General features: G+C 51.9%; 23 protein-coding genes. 9 read left to right on the forward strand and 14 right to left on the reverse strand.

Annotated elements, in window-relative coordinates:
* Nucleotides 1-3 precede the first annotated feature (3 nt).
* From ACJHWR_RS19520 to ACJHWR_RS19550, 7 genes are all read right to left on the reverse strand, one after another.
* Nucleotides 4-393, reverse strand: coding sequence for a glutamyl-tRNA amidotransferase (locus tag ACJHWR_RS19520; protein WP_000214035.1), 390 nt, complete (start codon nt 391-393; stop codon nt 4-6).
* A gap of 16 nt (nt 394-409) precedes the next feature.
* A complete protein-coding gene (gene arcC, locus ACJHWR_RS19525) occupies nt 410-1366 on the reverse strand; it encodes a carbamate kinase (protein WP_000240549.1) in 957 nt (318 codons plus the stop codon).
* Nucleotides 1359-2783, reverse strand: a complete 1425-nt coding sequence (locus tag ACJHWR_RS19530) for a DUF1116 domain-containing protein (protein WP_001093945.1) — start codon at nt 2781-2783, stop codon at nt 1359-1361. The genes arcC and ACJHWR_RS19530 overlap by 8 nt, the downstream gene beginning before the upstream one ends.
* Complete coding sequence (gene fdrA / locus ACJHWR_RS19535) at nt 2780-4339, reverse strand: acyl-CoA synthetase FdrA (RefSeq protein WP_000865650.1); 1560 nt, start codon at nt 4337-4339, stop codon at nt 2780-2782. Before fdrA ends, ACJHWR_RS19530 begins: the two co-directional genes overlap by 4 nt.
* Before the next feature lie 94 nt (nt 4340-4433).
* Complete coding sequence (locus tag ACJHWR_RS19540; RefSeq protein WP_001361787.1) at nt 4434-5294, reverse strand: DUF2877 domain-containing protein; 861 nt, start codon at nt 5292-5294, stop codon at nt 4434-4436.
* Nucleotides 5295-5299: 5 nt separating this feature from the next.
* Nucleotides 5300-5968, reverse strand: coding sequence for a cysteine hydrolase family protein (locus ACJHWR_RS19545; RefSeq protein ID WP_000194414.1), 669 nt, complete (start codon nt 5966-5968; stop codon nt 5300-5302).
* 256 nt (nt 5969-6224) lie between these two features.
* Nucleotides 6225-7034, reverse strand: a complete 810-nt coding sequence (locus tag ACJHWR_RS19550) for a dienelactone hydrolase family protein (RefSeq protein WP_012311629.1) — start codon at nt 7032-7034, stop codon at nt 6225-6227.
* 261 nt (nt 7035-7295) lie between these two features.
* Between ACJHWR_RS19550 and udp the strand changes: the two genes are divergently transcribed.
* Nucleotides 7296-8060, forward strand: a complete 765-nt coding sequence (udp, locus tag ACJHWR_RS19555; protein ID WP_000045178.1) for a uridine phosphorylase — start codon at nt 7296-7298, stop codon at nt 8058-8060.
* Between the two features lie 33 nt (nt 8061-8093).
* Here the strand turns inward: udp and ACJHWR_RS19560 are convergent, their stop codons facing one another.
* From ACJHWR_RS19560 to ACJHWR_RS19585, 6 genes are read right to left on the reverse strand one after another with little or no spacing between them, the layout of a single operon-like run.
* The gene (locus ACJHWR_RS19560; protein ID WP_000463026.1) at nt 8094-9584 is read right to left on the reverse strand and encodes a tripartite tricarboxylate transporter permease; all 1491 of its coding nucleotides are present in this window, start codon (nt 9582-9584) and stop codon (nt 8094-8096) included.
* Between the two features lie 12 nt (nt 9585-9596).
* Entirely contained in the window at nt 9597-10103 is a 507-nt protein-coding gene (locus tag ACJHWR_RS19565) for a tripartite tricarboxylate transporter TctB family protein (RefSeq protein ID WP_001093395.1), read from the reverse strand.
* 16 nt (nt 10104-10119) lie between these two features.
* A complete protein-coding gene (locus ACJHWR_RS19570) occupies nt 10120-11094 on the reverse strand; it encodes a Bug family tripartite tricarboxylate transporter substrate binding protein (protein ID WP_000589803.1) in 975 nt (324 codons plus the stop codon).
* 24 nt (nt 11095-11118) lie between these two features.
* Nucleotides 11119-11748, reverse strand: coding sequence for a 2-dehydro-3-deoxy-6-phosphogalactonate aldolase (locus ACJHWR_RS19575; RefSeq protein ID WP_001116112.1), 630 nt, complete (start codon nt 11746-11748; stop codon nt 11119-11121).
* Nucleotides 11738-12742, reverse strand: a complete 1005-nt coding sequence (locus ACJHWR_RS19580; RefSeq protein ID WP_001117529.1) for a 2-dehydro-3-deoxygalactonokinase — start codon at nt 12740-12742, stop codon at nt 11738-11740. Before ACJHWR_RS19580 ends, ACJHWR_RS19575 begins: the two co-directional genes overlap by 11 nt.
* A 23-nt stretch (nt 12743-12765) precedes the next feature.
* Complete coding sequence (locus ACJHWR_RS19585; RefSeq protein ID WP_000852398.1) at nt 12766-13533, reverse strand: IclR family transcriptional regulator; 768 nt, start codon at nt 13531-13533, stop codon at nt 12766-12768.
* 216 nt (nt 13534-13749) lie between these two features.
* Here ACJHWR_RS19585 and rmuC point away from each other — a divergent pair, with 216 nt between their 5' ends.
* The 8 genes from rmuC to tatD all read left to right on the forward strand — a co-directional run bounded on the left by rmuC (nt 13750) and on the right by tatD (nt 20753).
* Complete coding sequence (gene rmuC / locus ACJHWR_RS19590; RefSeq protein ID WP_000347717.1) at nt 13750-15177, forward strand: DNA recombination protein RmuC; 1428 nt, start codon at nt 13750-13752, stop codon at nt 15175-15177.
* A gap of 94 nt (nt 15178-15271) precedes the next feature.
* Complete coding sequence (gene ubiE / locus ACJHWR_RS19595; RefSeq protein ID WP_000227958.1) at nt 15272-16027, forward strand: bifunctional demethylmenaquinone methyltransferase/2-methoxy-6-polyprenyl-1,4-benzoquinol methylase UbiE; 756 nt, start codon at nt 15272-15274, stop codon at nt 16025-16027.
* A gap of 13 nt (nt 16028-16040) precedes the next feature.
* Complete coding sequence (gene ubiJ / locus ACJHWR_RS19600; RefSeq protein ID WP_001296603.1) at nt 16041-16646, forward strand: ubiquinone biosynthesis protein UbiJ; 606 nt, start codon at nt 16041-16043, stop codon at nt 16644-16646.
* Nucleotides 16643-18283: a ubiquinone biosynthesis regulatory protein kinase UbiB gene (ubiB, locus tag ACJHWR_RS19605; protein ID WP_233336662.1), complete on the forward strand. Its 1641-nt coding sequence runs from the start codon at nt 16643-16645 to the stop codon at nt 18281-18283. Before ubiJ ends, ubiB begins: the two co-directional genes overlap by 4 nt.
* Before the next feature lie 78 nt (nt 18284-18361).
* On the forward strand, nt 18362-18631 hold the full coding sequence (gene tatA, locus ACJHWR_RS19610) for a Sec-independent protein translocase subunit TatA (RefSeq protein ID WP_001295260.1): 270 nt from the start codon (nt 18362-18364) through the stop codon (nt 18629-18631).
* Between the two features lie 3 nt (nt 18632-18634).
* On the forward strand, nt 18635-19150 hold the full coding sequence (gene tatB / locus ACJHWR_RS19615; RefSeq protein WP_000459594.1) for a Sec-independent protein translocase protein TatB: 516 nt from the start codon (nt 18635-18637) through the stop codon (nt 19148-19150).
* A gap of 2 nt (nt 19151-19152) precedes the next feature.
* Nucleotides 19153-19929: a Sec-independent protein translocase subunit TatC gene (gene tatC / locus ACJHWR_RS19620; protein WP_000109943.1), complete on the forward strand. Its 777-nt coding sequence runs from the start codon at nt 19153-19155 to the stop codon at nt 19927-19929.
* A 41-nt stretch (nt 19930-19970) separates the two neighbouring features.
* The gene (gene tatD / locus ACJHWR_RS19625) at nt 19971-20753 is read left to right on the forward strand and encodes a 3'-5' ssDNA/RNA exonuclease TatD (RefSeq protein WP_012311986.1); all 783 of its coding nucleotides are present in this window, start codon (nt 19971-19973) and stop codon (nt 20751-20753) included.
* Here the strand turns inward: tatD and rfaH are convergent.
* Entirely contained in the window at nt 20750-21238 is a 489-nt protein-coding gene (gene rfaH / locus ACJHWR_RS19630; protein WP_001192387.1) for a transcription/translation regulatory transformer protein RfaH, read from the reverse strand. The two genes, tatD and rfaH, sit on opposite strands and share 4 nt — an antisense overlap.
* Nucleotides 21239-21353 lie beyond the last annotated feature (115 nt).

Genomic DNA, 21353 nt, shown 5'->3' on the forward strand with positions numbered 1-21353 from the left:
GCGTTACACAGTATGAAAATGCCCGGTGTATTTGCGCCAGCTACCCAGTTCTGTAATTTCCCGTTGGCCTTCGGTCAGCCAGTTTTCTGCCAGTACGCCCAGCACTTCGCTACCATCGGCAAGTTTGATTTTGCCAATTGCCAGCCCAGCGGGTTCGCTCATTAACAGAGCGGCAAAACTGGCCAGCGGTAATTGCCAAATTTCTACGTCGACGTGTGTTCCTCCTTCATTCACGCGAATCATTCCCGGATGGCGATCATTAATACTCCACAACCGGTAATGGGCGTCAGTTCGGTCTTCACGGACAAAAATACCGCCCGCTTTTTGCATATTTGGGTTGAGTTCCAGGCCGCGCATCAGCGTTCCGTTAACGGCTAAAAGCGTTGTAGTCATTGTGTTCTCCAGAGAATTAAAGGGTTATCCATGTACCGCTCTGATGCGCCAGGGCTGCTTTTATGGTTTGCGGTGAAGTAATCAGGCCGCTGGCCTGTTTGCCTTGTTGCTGGCTGGCATTGATGAAATCAACAATGGCTTCCACTTTGGGTTGCATACTGCCGACACCAAACTGACCTTCCCGCAACAGCGTTTGCGCTTCGGCAACGCTGATAGCGTCGAGCCACTGTTGTTGTGGTGTACCAAAGTTAATCGCCACTTTTTCTACACCGGTGGGGATCACCAGCAGATCTGCGCCTAACTGACTGGCGAGCAGCGCGGAGGCCAGATCTTTATCGATCACGGCTTCTACACCTTTCAGTTGTTGTCCGTCTCGCACCACCGGAATACCGCCGCCGCCGCAGGCAATAACCAGATATCCCTGGCGCACCAGGTGAGCGATGGTGTCGTGCTCAATAACTTCCAGTGGGGCAGGAGAGGGAACTGTACGCCGCCAACCACGCCCGGCGTCCTCCATCAGCGTCCAGCCGAGTTGTTGTTGGCGTTGTTGGGCCGTTGCTTCATCGAGAAACGCGCCAATTGGTTTACTGGGGCTGGCGAAAGCATCGTCATGTGGGCTGACTCGCGTTTGTGTCACCAGGGCAATTACCGGTTTGTTTATGCCACGGCGAGCCAATTCGTTATGCAGTGCTTTCTGGAACATGTAGCCAATTGCACCTTGTGTATCACCCACGGCGTAATCAAGTGGAACCGGAGAAACTTCGTTACTGGCGAGTTCAGAGCGGCGCAGAATAAAGCCCACCTGCGGGCCATTACCGTGGGTTAGCACCAGGTCCCATCCGGCTTCAACCATATCAACGATATGCTGCACGCTTTCCATCACTGCAACATATTGATCGGGAATACTATTGCGTTGCTCGTCCTGAATGAGCGCATTGCCGCCAACCGCGACGACAGCCAGTGGCTTAACCATGATGGTTCTCCTTTGCGACGATCTCCGCCAGTGCACGTACAGCGGCGACAAAACAGGCCATCGGCGCAGTGGTGATCCCGGCACCAATTTGCCCGACCCCCGCTTGTTTGTGGGCGATACCCGTATTGATGACCGGTAAAATGCCGCGATCGGTCACTTTACGCGCATCAATCCCTGCTGCGGTGGGGGCAAAATTGAGGGCTGGAAGTGTAAATGCGGGGTTACCGCCGAGGGTGACGGCTTGCATCCGACGGCTGTTATTGGTGGCATCGGCAGGGGTGCCTCCCACAAATTTGACGATCGCCGGAGACGACGCCATCGCGAAGCCACCCACACCTGCGGTTTCAGTAATTGCGCTATCACCCAGGTCAGCAGCGGCATCGTCGACGCCAAATCCGGGGAAGAACAGACCTTCAACGGCATTGGCAGGAGCCTGGAACCAGCGATCGCCAGTACCGGAAAGCCGAATACCAAAATTCACCCCGTTACGCGCCATCACCGTAACCATTGAACTGAACGGTACATTGGCGGCGGCATCCATCATTGCTTTACAGGCGGCCATCGAAAGATTGAGGAAGAAGTGATCGTTACCGGTGATAAATGCCACGACGCGCTGGATATGTTCCTGTGGAAGAGAGCAGGCCAGCAATGCCGGGAGCAGGCGCTTAATCAGCAAACCGGTAGCGGCAGCATTGCGGTTATGAACTTCATCCCCCATATGCAGCGCCTGCGCCATTAATGGCTTGAGTTCCAGCTCGCCGTGTTGTGCGATTGCTGCTTTCATTGCCGGCGCCAGTTCATCGCGCATCCAGGCCAGACGATTGAGAACTTCATCGTTATTGGCGCCAAAACGGAGAACCTTACCCAGACCTTCATTGAAATTGCTAAAAGTACGGTGGCCGTTGGTTTTGTTTTCTACCACCCATAACGGCATCGACGGGCTGATGATGCCTGCCATTGGGCCAACCGCGTGATAATGATGACAAGGGGCAAGGTCGATTTCGCCTGCGTTTATTTGGTTTTCAGCGTCTTGCTGGCTGGTGGCCCAACCTTCGTACAGCATGGCACCAATAATCGCCCCTTTTACCGGACCACACATCTCTTCCCAGGCAATCGGCGGGCCAGAGTGCAAAATACGTTTTTGTTCAGCCATTGCTGGAATGGCCTCTTTAGCGAGCATGACATCCACCAGCACGGGCTGTGCTTCGAGATAACGTGTCATGGCGATTTGGTTGGCATTTTCTACCAGGGGATGACGTAGCAACGATGCCAGATCCAATCCAGCGTCAATATCGCCTTGTGCTGGTGGCTGCCAGTTGAGTGCAATTGCGCTTCCCCCGGCATGTTGAATATTGTCAGCAAAACTGTGTAGTCCCGCGTTCACAACCTTCAAAGGCTGATTAAATAAGGTATTCATGCGTTTAGCCCCTTTTTCTGCAACTGAGTCTGTGCAACGGTGCTGGCCCATAACGCCGCCTGTGCATTGCTGCTGGCGATGATGACCCCTGCATTTTGTAGTGCGCTTATCTGCTGACTGCGTATTTGCGGATCAGCTTCCGTTCCGCAAACGTGCGCAATCAGCAACGGTGCGTTATTCATGTCGATGTGTGAAAGTTGGTCCAGTAATTCGCTGGCAGGCGTCGTGGAAGCGCCATAACCAAGTACCAGGTCGAATAACACGACGGCAGTGTGTGAGTCGTTGAGTTCGTTGAGCAGACGTTGATTGCGCAGAGTCGGGTCGATCATTGGATGCGGTTTGCCACGGGTGAAATCATCGTCGCCCATATCGATCAACGTGTGATCTTCGCTTTGCCAGATATTTGCCAGAGCACGATTACCCGCAACTGGCGTATTGGAGGCTGCGCTGAATCCCTTTTGTTGGCAGATAAGTTGCGCTTCGTAGCAGAAGGTTCCTCCGGCGAAAACACCGCGTATCGCCTGGCGATGGGCTGGCAGGCGCTGGCAGGCGTTTTGTAACATTGTGAGATCGTCGCAGGAAATTTCGGTCTCGATAGTCGGAAGTGGTTGATCATTCAGTAACGCCACGGCGATATTTGCGGCGCTGGCAAGTGTGGTGGCCGCGGTGATATTGGGACGTGCCAGATCATGCGGATTCGCACCGAGGAAATTCACCACCACGGGTTTTCCACAAGCCTCGGCACGCTCCAGAATAGTCCGGGCAACGATCGGTGAAGGCGGTTTTGAAATAAGCACAATCACGCGAGTTTCATCGTCTTGCGCCAGCGCATCTAAAGCGAAGAGCATCGATATTCCACCAATCTCTTCACTGAGATCATGTCCGCCTGTTCCCAACGCCTGAGAAATACCCGCTCCGAGCTGGTCGATTCGGCAAGTCACTTCCTGTAGCCCGGTGCCTGACGCGCCAATAACACCAATTGCTCCGCGTTTCACCACATTAGCGAAGCCTAACGGAATGCCGTTAACAATGGCGGTTCCACAGTCAGGTCCCATTACGATGCGCTGACGTTCTCGGGCAAGCGTTTTGATGGATTTTTCCTGCACGATACTGACGTTATCGCTGAACATCATCACGTTCATTCCGAGGTTTAACGCTTTAATTGCTTCGGCGGCGGCGTAGTCTCCCGGTACAGAAATGAGTGCCAGGTTGGCTTCGGGCTCGGCTTCCAGTGCCATTTCCAGGCTGACCTTTTCCGGTGTTTTAATGCCACTATCCGTTTCATCATCGGGTTTGCTGGTCAGACGTTGCTGGGCCAGTACCAGTGCTTCATTGCAAATATCTTCTTCACCCATGACTGCAATCACTAAATCATTGGGACTGGCGTTGATTTCGTTACCCAGACCCGCATCGCTCAATTGCTCGAGATTATTGGGTGTTCCCATGACGACCGAGGCCTGTTGAATACCGGGCAACTTGCTGATTTGCGCGGAAATCTGCATCAGAGAAACTGAGTCCTGATAAAGATTACTGAAAACTTTATATTTAACTTTCATGCTGTTACGCCTGTTTCATTCCGCCCGATAGCAAAATTCGGGCAAAGCATCCCCGTGTAGCCCCATAAACGGGCTACGGGAGAAAAGGTTGAAATCAATTTATGGTGTTCAGGGTTCGAAAGCCATGCAGCATTCCTGCAAGGCAATCTACTCCTGACGTTGCGCCAAATTGCATGACCTGTTCTGCACAGGATGCGATTGTCATTGCCGATGCACTCCCAACCAGTTGTGCGAGTAACTGGCAAATCGGTTCTGAAAAATGTCCCTGAAGCGCACGCTCCAGATAATGACGACTGATATCCGTGGTGTTGTGCGCATGTTGATCAATTACCTGCTGCAACCGGTATTGATGATCGGCAAGTGGTGCAGGGAGTTGCCATAACCAGAGTGCTGCCAGATAGCCCAACAAATAGTCATCTCCATCGGGCGTTAAGCCTTTACCAAAGCCGATCAGTTGTGGCACCTGGCGTTCCAGCGCATCTGGATGCTCCATAATCGCTAATCCCTGGTGCGTGAGACTATCCGGCAGGTGCAATGTGCTTTGAACGTTATGTTCCAGACAAAATAAAAGCCGTTGCGATGCCATCGTTGGGTAGTGCTGGAAAACCAAAGGGAATGCCTCAAGTGTCAGCATTCCCCCCACAAATGGCGACTGCCAGAGCGTTGCGTTTTCGAGCGCCACACAAAATCGAGGTGTCCGCAGTAAGCCTGGGGTTAACTGAATGGGATCTGAATGGGCAATCTCTCTTCGCCAGTCCCAACATTCAGGTAGCCAGACTCTGGCTGCATCAGGGAGATTCAGATACGTTTGCGCACACAACAGAGTGATGAATGTTCCCGCGTCTGAATACAGATTTACCGCATGTTTAAAAGCGCTATGTAGACGTAAATCTTGCGTTTCATTCTGCGGGAAAAGATATCCCAACGACGATGCGCAAAGCGTAACCTGTACCATCGGTGTTAGCCTTCCAGGCCTGCAATAATGGCTTTGGAATCAGTAACCCAACCGAAAATGGCACCTTGTGCTTTGATCATCTCGAGGGCGTATTTCTGGAATTCCGGGAAATAGGAGCCGACACAATCTTCCGGGATAATGCATTCATAGCCACGATCATTTGCTTCGCGCACGGTGGTGGTTACGCAAACTTCGGTTGTAACACCACAAACTATCAGCGTCTTGATACCGTGGTTTTGCAAAATCAGATGTAAGTCGGTTTGATAAAACGCGCCTTTGCCAGGCTTATCAATCACCGGTTCGCCTGCCACCGGGTACAGTTCAGGAATGATGTCATGACCTGCTTCACCTCTGACCAGAATGCGTCCCATCGGTCCTGGTTCACCAATAAAGGTTTTTCCGCCGCGCGTCAGTTTGGCTGGCGGGCAGTCGCTTAAGTCTGCACGATGGCCTTCACGAGTATGAATAACCATAATTCCTTTTTGACGTGCGGCTGCCAGCACCTCTGTACATGGTGCGATAGCCGTGCGTACCAGTGAAACATCATTGCCCAGTGCCTCACCGAAGCCCCCTGCTTCGACAAAGTCACGCTGCATGTCGATCATGACCAGTGCAGTTGTGCGCGGATCAAAAGGTAATTCAAAGGGTTGAGCCTGAAAAATGGATTGCGTCATGGTAAATCTCCTGTCTGATGTTTAAACGATCCAGTTGTTCTGAGAACGAGTATTCAGGAGAAAAGCGGCACAAAACAGGAAAAAAGTTTGCCGCACAGCAACGAAATTTTTGCATTCAGCAGGTGGTGTGATGACGAATGTGAAGGGAGTCAAAGAGTGGCATACAGCAACAAATTTTTTGATGCTGTATGGTTTTGAGATTAAAAAAATCGTTGAAATTGTGTGAGCTTAATCATCAGATTTAGCGACTATGGCGTTACTTTTTAACACCATACTGTGTAAACCATTCCAACATTCGCTGCCAGCCGTCTTTCGCAGACTCGGCATGATAGCTCGGACGATAATCGGCGTTGAACGCATGCCCTGCATCCGGGTACACGATAATCTCTGCTTTCGCGTTTGCTGCCCGCAGCGCCTGGCGCATCGTTTCCACACTCTCTTGCGGAATGCTGTTATCCTGACCACCATATAAGCCGAGAACCGGCGCGTTAAGATCGGTTGCGATATCAACAGGTTGTTTCGGTGAATTCAGCGTCTTATCGCCGGTTAATTTGCCGTACCATGCCACCGCTGCTTTCAGTTGTGGATTATGCGCGGCATACAGCCAGGTGATACGTCCACCCCAGCAGAATCCGGTGATCATTAAACGATGAACATCGCCGCCGTTGCGGGAAGCCCAACTGGCGACATGATCGAGATCGGCCAGCACCTGCGAGTCAGGCACTTTTGCTACCAGACCGCTAAGCAGCGTAGGGATATCGGCAAAATCATTCGGATCGCCTTCGCGGAAGTAAAGTTCAGGTGCGATAGCCAGATACCCCTCCAGCGCCAGACGGCGACAAATATCGCGGATATGTTCATGCACGCCAAAAATTTCCTGCACTACAATGACCACTGGCAGTGGGCCATCGCTTTGCCTTGGTCTGGCATGGTAAGCAGGCATGTTATCCCCTTGTGAAGGGATAGAGGTGAAGCCCGCCACAATCGCGTCGTCCGGAGTCTGAACGATGGTCGAAGCGAGAGGCGATGCAGCAGGTGCAAATCCAGATTGTTGTGTTGTTGCCATGGTATTCTCCGTACCCTTATAAAAATGTTGCGCAATGTTAACTATAGTCAGCATGCAACAAATCACATTGCCTGAATCGGCTCATCTTTTATGCAGTCCTGCAGAATGAAGAGTGATTTATGTGATTTGCATCACTTTTGGCGGGTAAATTTATGCAACGCATTTTCGTCATGGTGATGAGTATCACGAAAAAATGTTAAACCCTTCGGTAAAGTGTCTTTTTGCTTCTTCTGACTAAACCGATTCACAGAGGAGTTGTATATGTCCAAGTCTGATGTTTTTCATCTCGGCCTCACTAAAAACGATTTACAAGGGGCTACGCTTGCCATCGTCCCTGGCGACCCGGATCGTGTGGAAAAGATCGCCGCGCTGATGGATAAGCCGGTTAAGCTGGCATCTCATCGCGAATTCACCACCTGGCGTGCAGAGCTGGATGGTAAACCTGTTATCGTCTGCTCTACCGGTATCGGCGGCCCGTCTACCTCTATTGCTGTTGAAGAGCTGGCACAGCTGGGCATTCGCACCTTCCTGCGTATCGGCACAACAGGCGCTATTCAGCCGCATATTAATGTTGGCGATGTCCTGGTTACCACGGCGTCTGTTCGTCTGGATGGTGCGAGCCTGCACTTCGCACCGCTGGAATTCCCGGCTGTCGCTGATTTCGAATGTACGACTGCGCTGGTTGAAGCGGCGAAGTCAATTGGTGCCACCACTCACGTTGGTGTGACGGCTTCTTCTGATACCTTCTACCCGGGTCAGGAACGTTACGATACTTACTCTGGTCGCGTAGTTCGTCACTTTAAAGGTTCTATGGAAGAGTGGCAGGCGATGGGCGTAATGAACTATGAAATGGAATCTGCAACCCTGCTGACCATGTGTGCAAGTCAGGGCCTGCGTGCCGGTATGGTAGCGGGGGTTATCGTTAACCGCACCCAGCAAGAGATCCCGAATGCTGAGACGATGAAACAAACCGAAAGCCATGCGGTGAAAATCGTGGTGGAAGCGGCGCGTCGTCTGCTGAAATAAAAAACGCTCCCCAACTTCGGGGAGCGATATCAGTTATTGACGCCGTAAACGCATTATTTTGCGGATTATTGGCGTCAGTAGCGTAAAGGCTGCCAGAGTCAGCAATGCCAGAGTTATCGGTCGGGTATACAGAAAGTCGAGTGACCCACCAGAAAGCGACAGCGCACGGCGAAAATTACTTTCCGCCATTGGCCCCATAATCAATGCCAGCACTACGGGTGATGCCGGATATCCTCCTTTCTGCATGAAATAGCCCACCACGCCTGCAATCAGCATAATGCCAACATCAAACAGGCTATTGTTCAACGCATAAGTCCCGACCACACAAAGTGCGAGGATCATCGGTGTGAGAATATTGCCGGGAATTTTCACCACATTACCGATGACTTTCAAAGAGAGCAGTCCAAGAACTAGTAGCATGAAGTAACAGAAGATCATGCCGACAAACAGTGTATAAACCATATCGCCGTGGTCGGTAAACATCAGCGGGCCTGGTTGCATTCCCTGTAACGTTAACGCGCCCAGCATGATGGCGGTTACCGCATCGCCAGGGATCCCCAGCGTCAGCATAGGTAACAATGCGCCACCGGTGCAGCCATTCGCGCCTGCCTCACAGGAGGCCACAGCTTTAATTTCACCCTTACCAAAGTTTTCTGGTGTCTTACTGAAACGACGAGTTTCGTTATAGGCAACAAAAGCTGCAATATCCGCCCCCGCACCGGGGATCATGCCGATAAAAACCCCTAATCCTGATGAGCGCAAAATGGTTAATGCAATGCGGCGTAGTGTTTGCCAGGGCAGTAACAGACTGCCGATAGCCACCTTCGCCCCCTGACGAATTTGCTGGTTTTGCTCCATAGAGCGGAATGCTTCTGAAGCAGCAAATAAACCAATCATCACCGGGATAAATGGCACATTCATCAGCTCCACAAATCCACCTGTAAACCGTGGAAAACCGCCCATTGGATCAAGGCCTATCGTTGCGATCAGCAATCCGCCAACCCCGGCAATCAGCCCTTTAATCAGTGACTCACCGGAAATACTGGCAATAATGCTCAGTCCGAAGGTTGCCAGGGCGAAGGACTCCGAGGCACTAAATTTCAGCGCCCAACTGGCAAGTACCGGAGAGAGAAACATCAGCACGATAATGCTGAGCGTTCCGCCACTAAAGGAAGAGAACGTGGCGGCACTCAATGCCAGCCCTGCTTTTCCCTGTTTCGTCAGCTCATAACCATCAATAGCGGTGGCTGCGGCGGCAGGCGTTCCGGGAATTTTGAGCAAAATTGCGGTGATAGAACCACCGTAGACGCCACCAAAAAAGACGCCGCAAATCATCAACAAGCCAGAAACAGGCTCCATGCCGTAGGTGAAAGGCAGCAAAATCGCCACACCCATGGTCGCTGTCAGACCAGGCAAAGCGCCAATCACAATACCCAGCATCACCCCAAAAGTGGCAAACAGCAGCGCCTGAGGATTATTGAGTAATGTCGAAAAACCCTGAGTTAAAAGTTCACTTTCAAACATTGCTGGCCCCTGTTATTCGAAAAATGTGCCGACAGGCAATGGCACCTGTAACGCTTCGACAAACAGCAACCAGAGGATTGCCGTTAACAGCAGCGCAATACCCGGTGTGAGTACCCATCGCCTGTAGCCCATCAACGTCATAATGACGATGAGGAAAACAGGAGTAGTAATGAGATAACCGCAGTAGCTCATCGTCACAATATAAAACGCGGTTGCCGCAATTCCTGTTGCCGTTTTCCTGAATGCCGGTTTTTCCTGTGCGTTGGCGCAAGAGGCTGGTTTTGCCTGCAAAAGATCGCGTATCACCAGCAAGACAGCGAGCACAATCAGGGCACAGGCATAGAAGGTAGGGAAGGCACTTGCACCGGGATCCGTTTCAATGGCAGTTGCTGGAAAATCAGCGGCATTAATCATCACCGCGCCAGCAACCACACAAAGTAACAGCGCCACCACCATCGTTGATGAAAGGCGCTTGCGGTGCGGTACGGCGAGTTGAGCAACAGACTGTTTTGTGTTCATCAACCGTACCTCAGGTTTATTTTTTCAGGCCCAGGCGAGTCAGCAACTCGTCAAAGTACTTTTCCTGTTCGCTGATTTGGGTCTGGAAGCTGGCAGCGTCAAGCCATGCATAGTTGAGATTCAACTTTTGCAGTGCATCCTGGAATGCAGGCTCTTCAGCCGTCTCTTTTGCTGCCTTTGCCAGAACATCCACCACATCCTGCGGCGTTTTTTGCGACACAATCAGGCCGCGCCAGGTGCCGATGGAGAGATCAACGCCTTTCTCTTTTAACGTCGGGACGTCAGGCATGGTTTTCATTCGCTCATCCGCCATCACTACCAGTGTCTTCAGCTTGCCGCCTTTCACATGGTTGATAACTTCTCCTGGGCTTACGGAAACCGCTTCAATATGCCCGCCTAACAGGCCTGTAATGGCAGGGGCTGCGCCGTCATACGGGACATGAGAAAACTTCGCACCCGTTTTGTCTTCCAGTGCAGCTGCCGCCAGATGCCAGATAGCTCCGGTGCCTGAGTTACCAATGCGTACTTTTCCGGGATTCGCTTTGGCGTAAGTCATAAATTCTTCATAGCTATTCCACGGCGCATCAGAACGGACGGTGATAGCAGCCGGATCCGCGTTTAGACGGGCAATGGGTTTAAAATCGCTGGTTTTAAAACGCACCATTCCGAGGCTGGGAAGGGTGGTCAGTTCAACCGTGCCTAAACCAATTTTGTAACCGCCAGGGCGGGCAGCGGCGATTTCACTCAGGCCGATAGCACCGCCTCCGCCAGGTTTATTGATAACCCCGATGCTGACGGGTAAATGGTTTTTGGCGGCATCAGCAAAGGCACGGGCAACCAGATCCGTACCGCCTCCGGCAGCGTAGGGAACGACTAACTCGATCTGTTTGGTTGGGTAGGAGGCTGCCTGTACAGGCGCAATGCTGAGGGCAGCGCCTGCAAGAAGTACCATTGCAGCCATTTTTTTCGGTAAGGTAAGATGTTTTATCATTGCTTTTATATCCTTATTTATCAGTTAGTTGCTATTTAAATTGTTCCATGCGTTCATAAACAGTACTGCATTTTCATAGACTTGCTCTGGCGTCATGCCGGGGTGATATAGCGCAGAACCGAGGCCAAAGCCGTTTGCGCCGTGGCTCAGATAACGCGCCATGGTTTCCGGTGTGATACCGCCAACCGGTAACATCGGAACGGATTGTGGAATAACCGCACGCCAGGCTTTGGTAACTTCTGGCGTAATTTGTTCAGCCGGGAACAGCTTGATGGCATTAGCACCATGTTCAATGGCAGCAAAGGCTTCGGTGGGCGTGGCGACGCCAGGCGCACAATACATACCCAGCGCACGGGCGCGACGGATCACCGCAGTATCGCAATGCGGCATCACGATAATCTGGCCCCCAGCCTCTTTAACCGCAACCACCTGCTCTACCGAAAGCACAGTTCCGGCTCCGACCAGGCAATCCTTAGGCAGGGCGTCGCGCAGTAAACTGATACTTTGCAACGCCTCCGGCGAGTTCATAGGAATCTCAATCAGGCGGAATCCGGCGGCGTACAGTTTTTCACCGATGGCGACAATCTCATCCGGTTTCACGCCGCGTAAAATGGCGACTAACCCGGTTTTTTGCAAAAGCGTCTTAAATGGCATGGGTACATTCCCTGGCGTTGGTGGACAGTAACCCGGCAGCGTGGGCGATTCGCCATAATCCCTGTTCAGTGGCATTAGGAATGGCGTGTATCTGTCTGTCGGGAAAAACGTGGCTGAATGCTTGTGAATAGCGGCTGTTCAGATTTGCGCTACCGATTAAGGCGATCGGTGTTGTGGCGGGTAAATCACGTAGCAAACTGGATGCCAGACCGCATAATTCATGGCCTATCAGTAATCCGGAAAGGTAATCCCCCTGCGAGGACGACGTAAGATTACTGGTCAGCAGGCGCGAACGGGTCGAAAACAGCGTCGATAATAATCCGGTCTGATGATGCTCTTGTGCTGCTGTCAGCCCGTGGGTGAAGGCATCCCAGTGCGGTTCATCTCCAGGATGCATGGTGGCACCGAGAATCGAATGGCGGGATAAAACATCAAATAACTCGCCCGTCATAAAGGTTCGGAAATCGGTAATGGTGTTGTTTTCAACTACTGCCCATTTCGCATGTGTGCCGGGTAAGCCTATCAGCACTGGCATACCCTGATGGATCGCGTTTTGCAGGGCCGGTTCCATCGAGATAGCACCGAAGATTTGTGTCTCTTCGCCACGCATCACTTCGGGCATTTCACCTTCTTTAATCACGCCAGGAATGATGTGCAGCATTGTCTGCTGCTGGTGGATAACTGGCGTCAACTGCTTCGCCAGACCCTCGAGAGTGACCGGGCAAGGTAAATAAGCTGCTGGTTGCCACCCTTGCGCACTGCCGAGCATGCCGCAAGCCAGTACCGGGCATGGGGTTTGTGCCAGCCAGTCGCCGCAGACACGTAAAAACGTATCGTGGAAAGCGTCCTCACGTGTTGCTGCCTGGGAGGGTAATTTCATGATCCCCCAGGGGAATTCACGTTTTTCTTGTGGATTTGGTGATTCGCCAAAACGCCATGCCCGAAGCGATGACGTTCCCCAGTCCAGGGCAATAAATGAGGGTGCTCCCGGCATTAGTCGTTTCCTTTAATCATGGTTTATTTATCTTTGCGGACGTGCTTACCCCAGCCCAGTTCAGCGGATATCTCTTCTGCACAGGATTTGACGTAAGGTGCCAGTTCTTCCAGACGCGCCAGCGACATATACGTGGTGGTACTGGCGACAGAAATAGCCGCCACAATTTCATCCCGGGCGTTGTAAACCGGCGCTGCAACGCAACGGATAGTCGGCTCGTTCTCTTCCAGATCAAAAGCAAAACCACTGGCGGCATAACGACGCATGTTCTGAATAAATGCGCCCAGTTTTGTTTCATCACCACAGGTCTTAAACAGCGTGCGCCACTCTTCTTCTGTTCGGTTGAGTATCAATGCTTTGCCGATGCCGGTGATTGCCAGTGGCATGCGATGGCCTGGGCGTGAGCGCATTTCCAGCCCGCGCTGACTGTTGATCTTCTCCAGATACAGCACTTCGTCGCCTTCAACGATCCCCAGATGCACGGTGTCCAGGGTGTAACGGGCAAGGCGTTGCAAAACGGGCTGGGCAATTTCGTACAGCGAGGTGCTTTCCAGTGCTCTGGCACCGAATTCGATCAGTTTGGCACCCAGTTGGTAGCCCTGCGTTGGGACATGGCGCAGGTAGCGTTGTTCCACCAGAACGGTGACTAAACGATGGGTTGTGCTCCGGGTCGTGCCGGTGAACTCGCCGATACTTTTTAGGTCATGGCAGCCGTTATAAACAGCATTAAGAACCGCCAGTCCACGTAATAACGTTTGTGCGCCTGCGGTGGTTGAAGAGGTTTCTGCCATACGTTTCTCCTGATGATATTGCTGAAGTGTTCCACATAATGACGTGGGGAAAAGGTGATATATCCCACAATATAAACTCCATCTCATATTGTGGGATAAAATAATGAAAATTAACGATCGTTTTGCGTAGCGCCTCGCAGGAAACTTCTTTCAAACTGGACGTTTGTACAGCACAATTCTATTTTGTGCGGGTAAGTTGTTGCGTCAGGAGGCGTTGTGGATTTCTCAATCATGGTTTACGCAGTTATTGCATTGGTGGGTGTGGCAATTGGCTGGCTGTTTGCCAGTTATCAACATGCGCAGCAAAAAGCCGAGCAATTAGCTGAACGTGAAGAGATGGTCGCGGAGTTAAGCGCGGCAAAACAACAAATTACTCAAAGCGAGCACTGGCGCGCTGAGTGCGAGTTACTCAATAACGAAGTGCGCAGCCTGCAAAGTATTAACACCTCTCTGGAGGCCGATCTGCGTGAAGTAACCACGCGGATGGAAGCTGCACAGCAACATGCTGACGATAAAATTCGCCAGATGATTAACAGCGAGCAGCGCCTCAGTGAGCAGTTTGAAAACCTCGCCAACCGTATTTTTGAGCACAGCAATCGCCGGGTTGATGAGCAAAACCGTCAGAGCCTGAACAGCCTGTTGTCGCCGCTACGTGAACAACTGGACGGTTTCCGCCGTCAGGTCCAGGACAGCTTTGGTAAAGAAGCCCAAGAACGTCATACCCTGACTCACGAAATCCGCAACCTCCAGCAACTCAACGCCCAGATGGCCCAGGAAGCGATCAACCTGACGCGTGCGCTGAAAGGCGACAATAAAACCCAGGGCAACTGGGGCGAGGTAGTATTGACGCGGGTGCTGGAGGCTTCCGGTCTGCGTGAAGGGTATGAATATGAAACCCAGGTCAGCATCGAAAATGACGCCCGCTCGCGGATGCAGCCGGATGTCATCGTGCGGTTGCCGCAGGGAAAAGATGTGGTGATCGACGCCAAAATGACGCTGGTCGCCTATGAACGCTATTTCAACGCCGAAGATGACTACACCCGCGAAAGCGCGCTACAGGAACATATCGCGTCGGTGCGTAACCATATCCGTTTGCTGGGACGCAAAGATTATCAACAGCTGCCGGGGCTGCGAACCCTGGATTACGTTCTGATGTTTATTCCCGTTGAACCCGCTTTTTTACTGGCGCTTGACCGCCAGCCGGAGCTGATCACCGAAGCGTTGAAAAACAATATCATGCTGGTTAGCCCGACTACGCTGCTGGTGGCGCTGCGCACTATCGCCAACCTGTGGCGTTATGAGCATCAAAGCCGCAACGCCCAGCAAATCGCCGATCGTGCCAGCAAGCTGTACGACAAGATGCGTTTGTTCGTCGATGACATGTCAGCGATTGGTCAAAGTCTCGACAAAGCGCAGGATAACTACCGCCAGGCAATGAAAAAACTCTCTTCAGGTCGCGGAAATGTGCTGGCGCAGGCAGAAGCGTTTCGCGGTTTAGGGGTAGAAATTAAACGCGAGATTAATCCGGATTTGGCTGAACAAGCGGTGAGCCAGGATGAAGAGTATCGACTGCGGTCGGTTCCGGAGCAGCCGAATGATGAAGCTTATCAACGCGATGATGAATATAATCAGCAGTCGCGCTAGCCCATTGGGGGTAGTTAAGCCGGGTAGAAATCTAGGGCATCGACGCCCAATCTGTTACACTTCTGGAACAATTTTTTGATGAGCAGGCATTGAGATGGTGGATAAGTCACAAGAAACGACGCACTTTGGTTTTCAGACCGTCGCGAAGGAACAAAAAGCGGATATGGTCGCTCACGTTTTCCATTCCGTGGCATCAAAATACGATGTCATGAATGATTTGATGTCATTCGGTATTCATCGTTTGTGGAAGCGATTCACGATTGATTGCAGCGGCGTACGCCGTGGGCAGACCGTGCTGGATCTGGCTGGTGGCACCGGCGACCTGACAGCGAAATTCTCCCGCCTGGTCGGAGAAACTGGCAAAGTGGTCCTTGCTGATATCAATGAATCCATGCTCAAAATGGGACGCGAGAAGCTGCGTAATATCGGTGTGATTGGCAACGTTGAGTATGTTCAAGCGAACGCTGAGGCGCTGCCGTTCCCGGATAACACCTTTGATTGCATCACCATTTCGTTTGGTCTGCGTAACGTCACCGACAAAGATAAAGCACTGCGTTCAATGTATCGCGTGCTGAAACCCGGCGGCCGCCTGCTGGTGCTTGAGTTCTCGAAGCCAATTATCGAGCCGCTGAGCAAAGCCTATGATGCATACTCCTTCCATGTGCTGCCGCGTATTGGCTCACTGGTCGCGAACGACGCCGACAGCTACCGTTATCTGGCAGAATCCATCCGTATGCATCCCGATCAGGATACCCTGAAAGCCATGATGCAGGATGCCGGATTCGAAAGTGTCGACTACTACAATCTGACGGCAGGGGTTGTGGCGTTGCATCGTGGTTATAAGTTCTGACAGGAGACCGGAAATGCCTTTTAAACCTTTAGTGACGGCAGGAATTGAAAGTCTGCTCAACACCTTCCTGTATCGCTCACCCGCGCTGAAAACGGCCCGCTCGCGTCTGTTGGGCAAAGTGCTGCGCGTGGAGGTAAAAGGCTTTTCGACGTCATTGATTCTGGTGTTCAGCGAACGCCAGGTTGATGTACTGGGCGAATGGGCAGGCGATGCTGACTGCACCGTTATCGCCTACGCCAGTGTGTTGCCGAAACTTCGCGATCGCCAGCAGCTTGCCGCACTGATTCGCAGTGGTGAGCTGGAAGTGCAGGGCGATATTCAGGTGGTGCAAAACTTCGTTGCGCTGGCAGATCTGGCAGAGTTCGACCCTGCGGAACTGCTGGCCCCTTATACCGGTGATATCGCCGCTGAAGGTATCAGCAAAGCCCTGCGCGGAGGCGCAAAGTTCCTGCATCACGGCATTAAGCGCCAGCAACGTTATGTGGCGGAAGCCATTACTGAAGAGTGGCGTATGGCACCCGGTCCGCTTGAAGTGGCCTGGTTTGCGGAAGAGACGGCTGCCGTCGAGCGTGCTGTTGATGCCCTGACCAAACGGCTGGAAAAACTGGAGGCTAAATGACGCCAGGTGAAGTACGGCGCCTATATTTCATCATTCGCACTTTTTTAAGCTACGGACTTGATGAACTGATCCCCAAAATGCGTATCACCCTGCCGCTACGGCTATGGCGATACTCATTATTCTGGATGCCAAATCGGCATAAAGACAAACCTTTAGGTGAGCGACTACGACTGGCCCTGCAAGAACTGGGACCGGTATGGATCAAGTTCGGGCAGATGTTATCAACCCGCCGCGATCTTTTTCCGCCGCATATTGCCGATCAGCTGGCGTTATTGCAGGACAAAGTCGCTCCGTTTGATGGCAAGCTGGCGAAGCAGCAGATTGAAGCTGCAATGGGCGGCTTGCCGGTAGAAGCGTGGTTTGACGATTTTGAAATCAAGCCGCTGGCTTCTGCTTCTATCGCCCAGGTTCATACCGCGCGATTGAAATCGAATGGTAAAGAGGTGGTGATTAAAGTCATCCGCCCGGATATTTTGCCGGTTATTAAAGCGGATCTGAAACTTATCTACCGGCTGGCTCGCTGGGTGCCGCGTTTGCTGCCGGATGGTCGCCGTCTGCGCCCAACCGAAGTGGTGCGCGAGTACGAAAAGACCTTGATTGATGAACTGAATTTGCTGCGGGAATCTGCCAACGCCATTCAGCTTCGACGCAATTTTGAAGACAGCCCGATGCTCTACATCCCGGAAGTTTACCCTGACTATTGTAGTGAAGGGATGATGGTAATGGAGCGTATTTACGGCATTCCGGTGTCTGATGTTGCGACGCTGGAGAAAAACGGCACAAACATGAAATTGCTGGCGGAACGCGGCGTGCAGGTGTTCTTCACTCAGGTCTTTCGCGACAGCTTTTTCCATGCCGATATGCACCCTGGCAACATCTTCGTAAGCTATGAACACCCGGAAAACCCGAAATATATCGGCATTGATTGCGGGATTGTTGGCTCGCTAAACAAAGAAGATAAACGCTATCTGGCAGAAAACTTTATCGCCTTCTTTAATCGCGACTATCGCAAAGTGGTAGAGCTACACGTCGATTCTGGCTGGGTGCCACCAGATACCAACGTTGAAGAGTTCGAATTTGCCATTCGTACGGTCTGTGAACCTATCTTTGAGAAACCGCTGGCCGAAATTTCGTTTGGACATGTACTGTTAAATCTGTTTAATACGGCGCGTCGCTTCAATATGGAAGTGCAGCCGCAACTGGTGTTACTCCAGAAAACCCTGCTCTACGTCGAAGGGGTAGGACGCCAGCTTTATCCGCAACTCGATTTATGGAAAACGGCGAAGCCTTTCCTGGAGTCGTGGATTAAAGATCAGGTCGGTATTCCTGCGCTGGTGAGAGCATTTAAAGAAAAAGCGCCGTTCTGGGTCGAAAAAATGCCAGAACTGCCTGAACTGGTTTACGACAGTTTGCGCCAGGGCAAGTATTTACAGCACAGTGTTGATAAGATTGCCCGCGAGCTTCAGTCAAATCATGTACGTCAGGGACAATCGCGTTATTTTCTCGGAATTGGCGCTACGTTAGTATTAAGTGGCACATTCTTGTTGGTCAGCCGACCTGAATGGGGGCTGATGCCCGTCTGGTTAATGGCAGGTGGTCTGATCGCCTGGTTTGTCGGTTGGCGCAAAACACGCTGATTTTTTCATCGCTCAAGGCGGGCTGTGTAACGTATAATGCGGCCTTGTTTAATCATCATCTACCACAGAGGAACATGTATGGGTGGTATCAGTATTTGGCAGTTATTGATTATTGCCGTCATCGTTGTACTGCTTTTTGGCACCAAAAAGCTCGGCTCCATCGGTTCCGATCTTGGTGCGTCGATCAAAGGCTTTAAAAAAGCAATGAGCGATGATGAACCAAAGCAGGATAAAACCAGTCAGGATGCTGATTTTACTGCGAAAACTATCGCCGATAAGCAGGCGGATACGAATCAGGAACAGGCTAAAACAGAAGACGCGAAGCGCCACGATAAAGAGCAGGTGTAATCCGTGTTTGATATCGGTTTTAGCGAACTGCTATTGGTATTCATCATCGGCCTCGTCGTTCTGGGGCCGCAACGACTGCCTGTGGCGGTAAAAACGGTCGCGGGCTGGATTCGCGCGTTGCGTTCACTGGCGACAACGGTGCAGAACGAACTGACCCAGGAGTTAAAACTCCAGGAGTTTCAGGACAGTCTGAAAAAGGTTGAAAAGGCGAGCCTCACTAACCTGACACCCGAACTGAAAGCGTCGATGGATGAATTACGCCAGGCCGCGGAGTCGATGAAGCGTTCCTACGTTGCAAACGATCCTGAAAAGGCGAGCGATGAAGCGCACACCATCCATAACCCGGTGGTGAAAGACAATGAAGCTGCGCATGAAGGCGTAACGCCTGCCGCTGCACAAACGCAGGCCAGTTCGCCGGAACAGAAGCCAGAAACCACGCCAGAGCCGGTGGTAAAACCTGCTGCGGACGCTGAACCGAAAACCGCTGCACCTTCCCCTTCGTCGAGTGATAAACCGTAAACATGTCTGTAGAAGATACTCAACCGCTTATCACGCATCTGATTGAGCTGCGTAAGCGTCTGCTGAACTGCATTATCGCGGTGATCGTGATATTCCTGTGTCTGGTCTATTTCGCCAATGACATCTATCACCTGGTATCCGCGCCATTGATCAAGCAGTTGCCGCAAGGTTCAACGATGATCGCCACCGACGTGGCCTCGCCGTTCTTTACGCCGATCAAGCTGACCTTTATGGTGTCGCTGATTCTGTCAGCGCCGGTGATTCTCTATCAGGTGTGGGCGTTTATCGCCCCAGCGCTGTATAAGCATGAACGTCGCCTGGTGGTGCCGCTGCTGGTTTCCAGCTCTCTGCTTTTTTATATCGGCATGGCGTTCGCCTACTTTGTGGTCTTTCCGCTGGCATTTGGCTTCCTTGCCAATACCGCGCCGGAAGGGGTACAGGTATCCACCGACATCGCCAGCTATTTAAGCTTCGTTATGGCGTTGTTTATGGCGTTTGGTGTCTCCTTTGAAGTGCCTGTGGCAATTGTGCTGCTGTGCTGGATGGGGATTACCTCGCCAGAAGACTTACGCAAAAAACGCCCGTATGTGCTGGTTGGTGCATTCGTTGTCGGGATGTTGCTGACGCCGCCGGATGTCTTCTCGCAAACGCTGCTGGCGATCCCGATGTACTGCCTGTTTGAAATCGGTGTCTTCTTCTCTCGCTTTTACGTTGGTAAGGGTCGAAACCGGGAAGAGGAAAACGACGCTGAAGCAGAAAGCGAAAAAACTGAAGAATAAATTCAACCGCCCGTCAGGGCGGTTGTCATATGGAGTACAGGATGTTTGATATCGGCGTTAATTTGACCAGTTCGCAATTTGCGAAAGACCGTGATGATGTTGTAGCGCGCGCTTTTGACGCGGGAGTTAATGGGCTACTCATCACCGGCACTAACCTGCGTGAAAGCCAGCATGCGCAAAAGCTGGCGCGTCAGTATTCGTCCTGTTGGTCAACGGCGGGCGTACATCCTCACGACAGCAGCCAGTGGCAAGCTGCGACTGAAGAAGCGATTATTGAGCTGGCCGCGCAGCCAGAAGTGGTGGCGATTGGTGAATGTGGTCTCGACTTTAACCGCAACTTTTCGACGCCGGAAGAGCAGGAACGCGCTTTTGTTGCCCAGCTACGCATTGCCGCAGAATTAAACATGCCGGTATTTATGCACTGTCGCGATGCCCACGAGCGGTTTATGACATTGCTGGAGCCGTGGCTGGATAAACTGCCTGGTGCGGTTCTTCATTGCTTTACCGGCACACGCGAAGAGATGCAGGCGTGCGTGGCGCGTGGAATTTATATCGGCATTACCGGTTGGGTTTGCGATGAACGACGCGGGCTGGAGCTGCGGAAATTGTTGCCGTTGATTCCGGCGGAGAAATTGCTGATCGAAACTGATGCGCCGTATCTGCTCCCGCGCGATCTCACGCCGAAACCATCATCCCGGCGCAACGAGCCAGCCCATCTGCCCCATATTTTGCAACGTATTGCGCACTGGCGTGGAGAAGATGCCGCATGGCTGGCTGCCACCACGGATGCCAATGTTAAAACACTGTTTGGGATTGCGTTTTAGAGTTTGCGGAACTCGGTGTTCTTCACACTGTGCTTAATCTCTTTATTGATAAGATTAAGTAACAGCATGGAGCGAGCCTCGCCGTCGGGTTCGGTGAAAATGGCCTGAAAACCTTCGAACGCGCCTTCGGTAATAATCACCTTATCACCCGGATAAGGGGTTGCCGGATCGACAATGTCTTTCGGTTTATATACCGATAGCTGATGAATCACCGCCGATGGGACTATCGCTGGCGACGCGCCAAAGCGCACGAAGTGGCTGACACCGCGGGTCGCGTTGATAGTCGTGGTATGAATCACTTCCGGATCGAACTCCACAAACAAGTAGTTGGGGAACAATGGCTCACTGACTGCAGTACGTTTGCCACGCACGATTTTTTCCAGGGAGATCATCGGTGCCAGGCAATTCACAGCCTGTCTTTCGAGGTGTTCCTGGGCACGTTGAAGTTGCCCGCGCTTGCAGTACAGTAAATACCAGGATTGCATAATGACTCTTATCCGTTTAATCGGGGCGCAAGGATAGCAAAAGCTTTACGCTAAGTTAATTATATTCCCCGGTTTGCGTTATACCGTCAGAGTTCACGCTAATTTAACAAATTTA

The organism is Escherichia sp. WS568, assembly GCF_046486085.1.
Taxonomy (GTDB): Bacteria; Pseudomonadota; Gammaproteobacteria; order Enterobacterales; family Enterobacteriaceae; genus Escherichia; species Escherichia coli.